Raw genomic sequence first — 10,441 nt, 5'->3', positions numbered from 1 at the left:
GGGCAATTGCTCCTGCATTGCTCTACCTTCTGCATCCATGCAGTCGTAAATGAGAATTTTTTAACGCAGATAGCGACACGTTTAGCCCCTGAAAACGATTAAGTATTAATGCGGATTGGTATTAATCTAATACCTTGGCGTCATTTGCTTTATTTAGCAGACTACGGCTTTGTGTTAAAAAGTGCGCAGTAGAGTCTGAAAAATACGCTTTAGCATCAGCAAATGCATCGATGAGTGCCCCTTTATCTCCCGCTTTTAACTTTTCAAGAGTTTGTGCAAAGGTCTCTTGATACTGCGCTAATAAACTCTCAACATTATCAAACTGGGCCAACATTATATCTGAGTATAGCTCAGGAGATTGCGCAAATAAGCGCCCTACCATCATCAGCTCTAACTGGTAAATAGGAGATGAGCAACTTCTTAGTTCCTCAAGCGTATGGCTTTGCTTTGCTAAAAATTGCCCATAAACAAACGTCGTTAAGTGGCGCATTACTTGTATTATTTGCATTGCTTCATCATGCTTTTTAGCATCTAGCTCAACAAGTTGGCAACCCCATACTTGCAACTGCTGTAGTAAGCCTTTTGCCGCATCATGCGCGCGGCCTTCACACACAACAACGGTTTGTTTAACCCAGTGAGAAATATCAGGGCCAAACATAGGGTGTAAGCCAACAACGGGCCCAGAGTGTGCTGCCTTTAATGCCTTAATGGGTGATTGCTTAACTGAGGTAATATCAACAAGCAAACAATCATCATCAAGTTTAGGTAGCTTAGCCACCACGGTCTCAAGTGCGTTAATAGGCACACTGATCATCACTAACTTTGCGCCAGCTAAAATGGCTTTAGCCTCGTTTTGCTGATCTTTATCTAAAATCTTAACTTCATAACCTGAACGAATAAACTGCTGAGCAAATAACTGGCCCATAGCCCCTTGCCCACCTACAATCACAATAGGTGATAAATCAGGAGCTGCACAGGCAAGTTTAGCTTGTTGGTTTTGATAGGCTTCGCGCATCATGCGCCTTAATATGTCTTCAACTAGTTCAGGGCTGACTCCTTGCTTAATCGCTTCATCACGACGAGCAGCTAACAAAGCAGCTTCTCTTTCAGGGGCATGCAGAGGAGCACCACTTTGCTGCTTAATAGCCCCAATTTTTTGGGTTATTGCATTTCGCTTTGCAAGTAAAGCAACTAATTGCGCATCGCATTCATCTATGCCATCTCGTAATTGTGATAAATCACTTAATTCAGCCACGTTTCTCATTCCACCTATAAACAACTCATTTCGTAAATTAAAATTTACATTTAAGTAAACTAATCAATACGTTAAATACTAACAGGATCAAGTATGAGTGAAAAGGCTAATGTAACAATGCGGGTGAAATTTCCCCATACCAATTCGTTTAATTAAGTGATTAATTTTGAGACTGGAAAAACGTGTTCATAACTAGACAAAAAATCGCTATTTAGTTGTTCTAAGTTAGAATTTTTTAACGCAGGAAGCGATACGTTGAGCCCCACAAAATGATTAAGTATCGACGCGAATTTGTATTAATACAGAGGGATGCTTTTGTGAAGAAATAGTATGTTATTTAATACTTGAAACCAAAACGGGTTGCAACCGTGAGGCTGCAACCCGTTTTCTTTGCGTTGATAAACAGCGCGTATTAGTTAAGTTTTTCTCTAATACGTGCAGATTTACCAGAACGCTCACGTAGGTAGTAAAGCTTAGCACGACGAACCGCACCGCGACGCTTAACTGTTACGCTATCAATAAGAGGGCTGTGCGTTTGGAATACACGCTCAACACCTTCACCGCTCGAAATTTTACGAACTGTGAATGCTGAGTGAAGACCACGATTACGCTTAGCGATTACAACACCTTCAAAGGCCTGTAGACGCTCTTTGTTACCTTCTTTTACACGTACCTGTACAACTACTGTATCACCAGCGCCGAATGCTGGTACGTCTGTTTTAAGCTGCTCTTCTTCAAGCGCTTTAATAATATTTTGGTTTACTTTTGCCATTATGTTTCTCACTTTCCTAGGTGTAACTGTCTTCTAGCCACAAGCTTTTTGGTACTCTTGCTGAAATTGTGCGAGTAATACCGCTTGCTCCTCAGTCAGAGCTAGGTTATGCAACAAGTCAGGACGTCGTAGCCAAGTTCTGCCTAATGACTGCTTAAGCCGCCATTTTGCTATCTCTTGGTGGTTTCCACTGAGTAATACAGCAGGCACCTGTTTGTCGTCCAATGTTTCTGGCCGTGTATAGTGAGGACAATCTAGCAAGCCATCCGAAAATGAGTCTTGCTCTGCTGATTGGTTATGACCTAACACGCCTGGCACTAATCGCGCTACTGCATCAATTAATGTCATGGCAGGTAATTCACCACCACTCAAAATAAAATCACCAATTGACCATTCTTCGTCAACGTATGACTCTATTATTCTCTCGTCTATACCTTCATAGCGACCGGCAATTAAAATCAGCTTTTCAGAGTTTGCGAGCTCGCTTGCCCCTTGCTGATCCAATTTGCGCCCTTGTGGGGACATATAAATTACTTTTGCGCCATCACCTGCCGCTTTTTTAGCGTCAAGAATGGCTTGTTTTAGTGGTTCAACCATCATTAACATACCTGGGCCGCCCCCGTAAGGACGATCATCTACGGTTCTATGCTTATCTAAAGCATAATCACGTGGATTCCAGCAGTTAAAGTCAATTAAGCCATTTTTCACTGCGCGACCGGTTACACCTTGGTGTGTAATTGCATCAAACATGTCAGGGAAAAGGCTTATCACCCCAACCCACAATGAACTAGTTTGAGTCATTAGAACCCAGGATCCCAGTCTACGGTAATTTCTCTCGCTTCGTGTTTAATGTCTTTAATCACTGAATCAGTTAAAAAAGGAATCAAACGCTCAGCTTGACCAAATGCATCTTTCTTGTTTGCTTTCACAACCAAGACGTCATTTGATCCTGTCTCCATCAGGTCATCAACAATGCCTAAGTTATAACCTTTATCAGTTACAACCGTCATTCCGATGAGATCTCGCCAATAAAACTCACCTTGCGGGAGTTCTGGTAATTGCGCTGAATCAACAGATATCTCTGCATGGGTATAAGCCATAGCTTCGTCTCTGTCGTTTACTTGCGCAATCTTAGCGATAAAGCCTTTGTTGTGGCGACGCCAGTCGACCACTTCTAAGGTCTGCCATTTACCTTGTTGCCCTATCAACCACGGGCTGAAATCGAAGATCCCTTGGGGATCATCAGTAAATGAATGTACCTTAAGCCAGCCCTTTATACCATATGGGGCACCGAGCTTTCCTACGACAATAATTGATGAGGTGTTCTCTTGACTCATGGTTACACTTACGCCTATTAAGCCGCTTTACGAGCGTCTTTAACTAACTTAGCTACACGATCAGAAAGACCTGCGCCCTGACCTACCCAGTGATCAACACGAGGTAAATCTAAACGAAGTTTTTCTTCTTGACCTGAAGCAATTGGGTTAAAGAAACCAACTTTCTCGATGAAGCGACCGTCACGCGAGAAACGGCTATCCGCAACCACAATTTGATAGAAAGGGCGTTTTTTAGCGCCACCACGTTGCAAACGAATAGTTACCATACCGTCCTCTAAATAGATTGACTGTTTTCATTAATAAGATTTACTCCCCAGTATGGGGAGCTGGGGAATTGTACGAGTTTTTAGCAACAATGCAAGTAAGAAGTGAAGCAAAAAGCCACTTTAGTAGGTTAAACTATGATCTGAGCTACAATTAATAGATTAGCATGCACTACGCGCATAATTTATTCAACAAAAAAGGGCCAATTGGCCCTTTTGTTATACATTATATAGCAGGTATTAAAGCGCTACATTAAAATTTAGGGCCACCGCCACCCATCATTCCAGGTGGTAACATGCCTTTCATGCCGCGCATCATTTTTTGCATGCCGCCTTTACCTTTCATTTTTTTCATCATTTTTTGCATTTGCGTAAACTGCTTTAGCAGTTTATTTATCTCTTGTACCTGTGTACCAGAGCCTGCGGCTATACGCTTTTTACGAGAGCCTTTAATAATCTCAGGGCGGGCACGCTCTTGTTTGGTCATAGAGCTGATGATGGCTTCCATTTGAATGAAGGTTTTGTCACCCATTTGGCCTTTTACAGCATCGGGTAAGTTTTGCATACCAGGCAGCTTATCTAGCATCGACATCATGCCACCCATATTTTTCATTTGCTTTAATTGCTCTGCAAAATCATCAAGGGTAAAGCCATTGCCTTTAAATACTTTTTCAGCGACCTTAGCCGCTTTTTCTTTATCGACTTTCATTTCGACTTCTTCGATTAATGAAAGTACATCACCCATGCCTAAAATACGCGATGCGATACGATCTGGATGGAACGGCTCTAATGCATCTGTACGCTCGCCCACACCCATAAATTTAATGGGCTTGCCGGTAATATGACGAATAGATAAAGCAGCACCGCCACGTGCATCACCATCTGTTTTAGTTAAAATAACACCGGTTAGAGGGAGCGCTTCGTCGAATGCTTTAGCGGTATTCGCCGCATCTTGACCCGTCATTGCATCCACCACAAATAATGTTTCTATTGGGTTGATTGCTTTATGAAGGTCTTTAATTTCACCCATCATTTCGTTATCTACGTGCAAACGGCCGGCGGTATCAACTAAAACAACGTCTATAAATTTCTTTTTAGCATGTGAAATAGCTGCGCTGGCTATATCGACTGGCTTTTGCGAAATATCACTTGGGAAAAAATCTACATCAACTTCGCTGGCAAGTGTTTCAAGCTGCTTAATAGCCGCTGGGCGGTAAACATCAGCACTCACAACTAGTACTGACTTTTTCTTACGCTCTTTTAAAAATTTAGCAAGTTTACCGACACTGGTTGTTTTACCCGCACCTTGAAGACCCGCCATCATAACAACAGCTGGCGGCTGCGCATTTAGGCTAAGCTCTTCGTTGGCCTCACCCATCGCTTTTTCAAGCTCTTCGCGTACTATTTTTATAAATACTTGGCCAGGGCTCAAGCTTTTAGTTACTTCAACACCTACGGCACGTTCTTTGACTTGCTTTACAAACTCGCGAACAACAGGCAACGCAACGTCAGCTTCTAAAAACGCCATACGTACTTCGCGCAGCGTATCTTTTATGTTGTCTTCTGTTAAACGGCCGCGGCCACTAATATTTTTTAAGGTTTTACCTAATCGTTCTTGGAGGTTCTCAAACATGTAACGGTTCCGATAAGACGTTTATATTGACCCAATAAGCTCATGCTTATTCGCATTTTACTTATTAGATGGGCGCAATAGTATTAAATTTCAATTAAAAACAGTATACCGTAAATGAGGGCACACAATACAGTATTGAAGCATAGCTTATTGAGTTTCTTTTTTTAGGTCTATGCAATTGCTTTGCTATAAAATACAATGTGAATATAACAACAAGAATTATTTGACTCTAATTATAAGTGGCCCAAGCATAATGCTAATTATTAGTTTAACTATTATTGCCAGTTTATTTTACGTGTTAGCAACGTCTCATGTGTTAACACGCCTGTTTCATCAACAAGGCCCTAGCCAAAAGGTGACGGTTATTTTAAGTACCGTTGCAATACTTGCGCACATGCTGTTGTTGGTTAATTCGGTGTTTCGCTCCGATGGACAAGATTTGAGTATTGTGAATGTAGCGCTGCTAACCTGTTGGGTTATTGTGGTGTCGGTTACTGCGGTCTCGCTAAAGTTCCCTGCTACGTTGTTATTGCCGGTCGTTTATGGGTTTGCAGCCTTACTCACCATTGCAAGTTTGTTTATTCCGCATCACATTTTATTACAAAGCTTAAGTATTGAAATAGGGCTTATTACACACATATCGCTGTCATTATTAGCGTACTGCGTTTTGATTATTGCCACTTTATATGGCGTGCAGTTTTACTTTATTGATAAACGTTTAAAGCGCAAAGATTTAGCAATTGTGCACAGCCATTTGCCGCCCTTAATGGTGGTGGAACGTCAGCTCTATCAACTATTAAATTTAGGCACGGTTATCCTCACCTTCGCACTGCTGACAGGATTTGTATTTTTAGATGGCATGTTCGCCAAAGAATTTATCCATAAAACAGTCTTATCACTTGTTGCATGGGTTATTTTTATCACTGTTGCGCTTGGTCACATTAAAAAAGGCTGGCGAGGTAAACCTGTGGTTATTACCATCATGGTCGCTGCATTTATCCTCACACTTGCTTATTTTGGCAGCCGTTTTGTACAAGAAGTGGTGTTAAATAAGTTTTAACTTGACTCTGTCAGCTCACTCTAGCTTAATACGCATTGGTTTATAAAAAAAGGATCCTTCTTTGGACAGCATATCTACGAGTGTTTTATTTATAATACTCGGTATTTTAATTTTATGTTCTGCATACTTTTCTGGCTCTGAAACGGGCATAATGTCAATTAACAGAATTCGTCTGCGCCACCTTGCTAAAGAAAACCATCGCGCTGCCAAACGCGTCAACAAACTTCTGAGTCGCCCTGATAGACTCATTGGCTTGATCCTCATAGGTAATAACCTAGTAAATATTGCTGCAGCTCAAGTTGCCACTATTATAGGTATTCGTTTATACGGTGATTTAGGTATCGCTATTGCCACAGGTGTACTTACACTCGTTGTGCTTATCTTTGCCGAAGTGACCCCTAAAACCCTTGCTGCCCTCTACCCTGAAAGAGTCGCTTTTCCAAGCTCAGTGGTATTAAAAGGGTTACTTAAAATTCTATTCCCTTTTGTGGTTGTTGTTAACTGGATGACCAATGGAATGTTACGTTTATTTGGCATTAGCGCTGAACAAATTGACGAACATAGCATGAGCAAAGAAGAGCTAAAATCGGTGTTGAATGAATCGGGTGCATTGATTCCAGCTCGCCACCAAAGCATGCTGACGTCTATTTTAGACTTAGAACAAGTGACCGTTGAAGATATTATGATCCCGCGTAACGAAATAGTAGCGATTGATATTAACGACGATTGGAAGATCATCAGCCGTCAATTGACTCATGCGCAGCACACCCGTGTATTACTTTATCGCGATAATATCGATGACGCCGTCGGTTTTATTCATTCGCGCGATGCTCTTCGCCTTTTAACCAAAGAGCAGTTTGATAAACCGTCATTATTACGTGCGGTCCGTGAGATTTACTTTATCCCCGAGGGAACATCTCTAAATACCCAGCTATTAAAGTTCCAACAATCAAAAGAGCGCATTGGTATAGTGGTTGATGAATATGGCGACATACAAGGTCTCGTAACCCTTGAAGATATTCTTGAAGAAGTGGTTGGCGATTTCACGACCACACAAACACGTACGCCCAGTGAAGAGGTAACCACGCAAAGTGATGGCTCTTACCTTGTTGATGGCGGGGCTAACGTGCGCGATCTTAATAAAGAAATGGGCTGGGAATTTCCTCTTGATGGCCCTAAAACACTCAGCGGTTTAATTGTAGAATACTTAGAAGACATTCCAGATGCTAATTTAAGCCTTAAAATAGCCGGCTACCCTGTGGAAGTGTTAGAGGTAAAAGAGAATATGATTAAACAGGTAAAAATTAAGCCTAATCAACGTAAGTTATAAGTTTAAATAACGCGTTAAAAAAGGAGCCTTGGCTCCTTTTTTCTTTTAAGGTAAGTAGTTAGCCAAAAAGCAGTCGCTCAAACCAACCTTTATCTAGCTCGTCTTCACACCGTTTAAGCTGCGCACCATAACGACTTGCCCGATGCTTAACTTTATTGGCAACACTCATTAACCACTTTTTCTTTTTATAAGTACCGCGTTTATAACCGCCCCACCCTTCGTGATAATTTAAGTATTGCGCATAAGCATCCCATTTAGATATTTTATTTACTTTATGTGTTTTATAAACAAACCACGCCATAAAGTCGATTGCATCATCAAAGTCATCCCTATCCGCACCGCTATTACCCGTTTCACGAATATAATCAGACCATGTTGGGGTTTTTGCTTGTGAGTACCCGTAAGCATCACTGGCACGCCCTGTAGGGATAATCCATAAAAAATATTCCATGGGAGGGGCAGCATCATGACGAAACGAGCTTTCTTGGTACATCATACTCATAAGGACATGTTTAGGCGAACCCCACTTTTCTTGTGCGTCTTTTGCATCAAAGTACCAGTCCGGCTTTTCTTCAAAAATTTTACAAAGATCATTAGGTTGCTTTGGTGGCGCAGTGGCACACCCTGCTAAAGAGAGGGCAAAAGATAAAATAATTGCATTTTTTTTCATTTTTATACGATCTCACTGAACTTTTTAAAAAAGTGTGGGTCTGAGTATATGAATGCAGCAGTATAGCATTGTTTCATCCCTGAAGAATATTTACGCAGCCCACTTGGGCTGCGTTTTTTTTGCTTAAAAAAGCTTAAACAACAGCTTTAGCATTAAAATATTCATCTAAAAAGTCAGTAAAGCTTAGCGTATCGGCGCGCTCTATTTCTTCACGCGCTTTATTTGAAGAAACAACTTGTTGCTCAAGCCATTGCTTAGAAAATACGTTGTAGTTAGATTCTGCATGACTTTGCTTATATTTATTAGCTAATTGAATAGCAAACACACCATTATCTATACCTTCACTTTCCAGTTCAGATATATAGCGTCCCGAAAAAGTCAGCATTGGGTTATCAACCCAAGTAGCCATTTTTGATATGGTTTCGCTGTAATAGTTCACCCCATACGCCTTATCCATATACTTAGCTACTTCACTTAATTGATCAAAAATCTCTTTCCCCCAACTTTGCAAAGTACGCTGTTGGTTATTGTCATTAAGCATAACACCTAACTGACGTCCTTGATTAACCACTGTATCTAAGTTCTCTGTGCTGCGGGCTTGCTCTTTCCACAGCATTTCTGGCGAATCTTTTAATAAACAGTACGTCAAAAAGACATCTAAAAAGTGTATTTGATCTATATCAATACCGGTTTCACTAAACGGATTTACATCAAGAGCTCTAATTTCAACATATTCAATACCGGCTCTTAATAAAGCATCCGTTGGTTTTTCACCACTTTTAGCATTACGTTTGGGGCGAATTGGCGAGTAAAATTCATTTTCGATTTGAAGAATGTTTTTGTTAAGTTGCTTAGGCGTAGCCGTGGTGTAATCATCAATATCACCGTATAAATCAGAAGGCGTATTGATTGCCTCTTTAAGCCCAGCAACGTACTCATCTAGTGAGTTATACATGACGCGTAATGAAGATTGTGCGCTATTGGTATAGCCTAAATCTCCCAAGCGAAGTGCCGTGCCTACCTCTAAATAAAGTGTACCTTTACCTAATTTTTTAAATGGTAAGTCAGTTTTTCGCCCTTGTAAAAAAGAGTTACATAAGGCTGGTGAGGCACCAAACAGGTAGCTAATTAACCAAAGCTCACGCTTAAAATTACGGATAAGCGCTAGATAACCATCCGAAATAAATGCACCTAGGCTTTGCTCACTTTGCTTTAGGGTATGTAAAGACTGCCAAAAAGACTCTGGGAAAGAAATATTAAAATGCACACCTGCAATTGCTTGCATCATACTGCCGTAACGGTTTTTTAAGCCTTCACGATATAACGTTTTCATGCGTGCGGTATTTGAGCTACCAAATTGAGCCAGTACAATGTCATCTTGATCTTCAATAAAGCATGGCATACTGATAGGCCATAAAAGCTCATCGCCCATGTGTTCAAGTGTAAATTTTTGAAGGTCTTTTAATTGTGCTAAAGTTTCTGTCGCAGATTCACTAACAGGGGTAATAAACTCAAGTAATGACTCTGAAAAGTCAGTAGTAATGTGCCCGTTTGTTAATGCACTACCTACACCTTTAGGATGCCCTAAAGTGGAAATGGCACCATTACCTTTAATGCGTAGCGACTCTCGCTCAATACCACGTTTGATCCCTTTAATTGCCTGCTGATGCGGTGTGGTAGATAACGCGTTAAGCGCGCTAGATAAATCATGTATAGTCAAAAAATGCTTCCTCGGCCACGTGGCTTAATCTTACGGTTATGGGGGCTAATTGCCCATACTCAAGACTAAATTGTTAAGAACAATATAATTTTTCAAAATTGTTAACTATTTACCCTATTGAGCATGCGCTCGATACAATTAGCATCAACCAGCTAGCTAATCTTGCCACTGCTAACACTATTATACAATCGCTTTACCAGGGCGTGTTGAACTTTGCGGATTGAAATTCGTTCAATCTAGGGGCGATTAAAATCGCGGCGCGAGGTTTGTAACCTAATGGGCTAAGTAAAAACCAAGCAAAGCTTCCGCGTCCTGCTCACGCCCCTTACCTACATCCATGTAGGCAACAAAGAGTTTATCGCCCCTAGGCAGAACCCGAAGGGCAGCGCATGTTTGGCATT

General features: G+C 41.1%; 10 protein-coding genes. 2 read left to right on the top strand and 8 right to left on the bottom strand.

The features are described from left to right. Window positions 1–121: 121 nt before the first annotated feature. The 6 genes from tyrA to ffh all read right to left on the bottom strand — a co-directional run bounded on the left by tyrA (window position 122) and on the right by ffh (window position 5,260). Window positions 122–1,255 carry a bifunctional chorismate mutase/prephenate dehydrogenase gene (gene tyrA / locus CWC17_RS18415; protein WP_138614546.1) on the bottom strand — a complete coding sequence of 378 codons (1,134 nt, stop codon included), beginning with the start codon at window positions 1,253–1,255 and terminating at the stop codon, window positions 122–124. Window positions 1,256–1,667: 412 nt separating this feature from the next. Then, entirely contained in the window at window positions 1,668–2,027 is a 360-nt protein-coding gene (gene rplS, locus CWC17_RS18405; protein ID WP_004587324.1) for a 50S ribosomal protein L19, read from the bottom strand. Between the two features lie 33 nt (window positions 2,028–2,060). Next, window positions 2,061–2,828, bottom strand: coding sequence for a tRNA (guanosine(37)-N1)-methyltransferase TrmD (gene trmD / locus CWC17_RS18400; RefSeq protein ID WP_004587325.1), 768 nt, complete (start codon window positions 2,826–2,828; stop codon window positions 2,061–2,063). Next, window positions 2,828–3,364 carry a ribosome maturation factor RimM gene (rimM, locus tag CWC17_RS18395; protein WP_055014035.1) on the bottom strand — a complete coding sequence of 179 codons (537 nt, stop codon included), beginning with the start codon at window positions 3,362–3,364 and terminating at the stop codon, window positions 2,828–2,830. Before rimM ends, trmD begins: the two co-directional genes overlap by 1 nt. Window positions 3,365–3,381: 17 nt before the next feature. Next, on the bottom strand, window positions 3,382–3,630 hold the full coding sequence (gene rpsP, locus CWC17_RS18390) for a 30S ribosomal protein S16 (RefSeq protein ID WP_055014036.1): 249 nt from the start codon (window positions 3,628–3,630) through the stop codon (window positions 3,382–3,384). Window positions 3,631–3,880: 250 nt separating this feature from the next. Then, window positions 3,881–5,260 (bottom strand): signal recognition particle protein, encoded by a 1,380-nt coding sequence (gene ffh, locus CWC17_RS18385; protein WP_055014037.1) that lies wholly within the window; start codon window positions 5,258–5,260, stop codon window positions 3,881–3,883. Between the two features lie 253 nt (window positions 5,261–5,513). Between ffh and CWC17_RS18380 the strand changes: the two genes are divergently transcribed. After that, window positions 5,514–6,320: a cytochrome C assembly family protein gene (locus CWC17_RS18380; protein WP_138614544.1), complete on the top strand. Its 807-nt coding sequence runs from the start codon at window positions 5,514–5,516 to the stop codon at window positions 6,318–6,320. Between the two features lie 61 nt (window positions 6,321–6,381). Further along, window positions 6,382–7,650 carry an HlyC/CorC family transporter gene (locus tag CWC17_RS18375; protein WP_138540798.1) on the top strand — a complete coding sequence of 423 codons (1,269 nt, stop codon included), beginning with the start codon at window positions 6,382–6,384 and terminating at the stop codon, window positions 7,648–7,650. A gap of 58 nt (window positions 7,651–7,708) precedes the next feature. On the opposite strand, the gene CWC17_RS18370 is transcribed toward CWC17_RS18375, so the two are convergent. Continuing rightward, window positions 7,709–8,320 carry a transglycosylase SLT domain-containing protein gene (locus CWC17_RS18370; RefSeq protein WP_055014039.1) on the bottom strand — a complete coding sequence of 204 codons (612 nt, stop codon included), beginning with the start codon at window positions 8,318–8,320 and terminating at the stop codon, window positions 7,709–7,711. A 133-nt stretch (window positions 8,321–8,453) separates the two neighbouring features. Beyond that, entirely contained in the window at window positions 8,454–10,040 is a 1,587-nt protein-coding gene (gene gshA / locus CWC17_RS18365) for a glutamate--cysteine ligase (RefSeq protein WP_138614542.1), read from the bottom strand. Between the last annotated feature and the right edge of the window lie 401 nt (window positions 10,041–10,441).

It is taken from the genome of Pseudoalteromonas sp. S3785, assembly GCF_005887365.1.
Lineage (GTDB): Bacteria > Pseudomonadota > Gammaproteobacteria > Enterobacterales > Alteromonadaceae > Pseudoalteromonas.
The sequence above is the reverse complement of the archived record's forward strand: the minus strand, read 5'-3'. Positions and strand labels throughout refer to the sequence as shown.

Excerpts from the sequence above, each read along its gene's own strand:
- rplS (WP_004587324.1), bottom strand. The coding sequence starts at position 2,027 with ATGGCAAAAGTAAACCAAAATATTATTAAAGCGCTTGAAGAAGAGCAG.
- trmD (WP_004587325.1), bottom strand. The coding sequence starts at position 2,828 with ATGACTCAAACTAGTTCATTGTGGGTTGGGGTGATAAGCCTTTTCCCT.
- rimM (WP_055014035.1), bottom strand. The coding sequence starts at position 3,364 with ATGAGTCAAGAGAACACCTCATCAATTATTGTCGTAGGAAAGCTCGGT.
- rpsP (WP_055014036.1), bottom strand. The coding sequence starts at position 3,630 with ATGGTAACTATTCGTTTGCAACGTGGTGGCGCTAAAAAACGCCCTTTC.
- ffh (WP_055014037.1), bottom strand. The coding sequence starts at position 5,260 with ATGTTTGAGAACCTCCAAGAACGATTAGGTAAAACCTTAAAAAATATT.
- CWC17_RS18380 (WP_138614544.1), top strand. The coding sequence starts at position 5,514 with ATGCTAATTATTAGTTTAACTATTATTGCCAGTTTATTTTACGTGTTA.
- CWC17_RS18370 (WP_055014039.1), bottom strand. The coding sequence starts at position 8,320 with ATGAAAAAAAATGCAATTATTTTATCTTTTGCCCTCTCTTTAGCAGGG.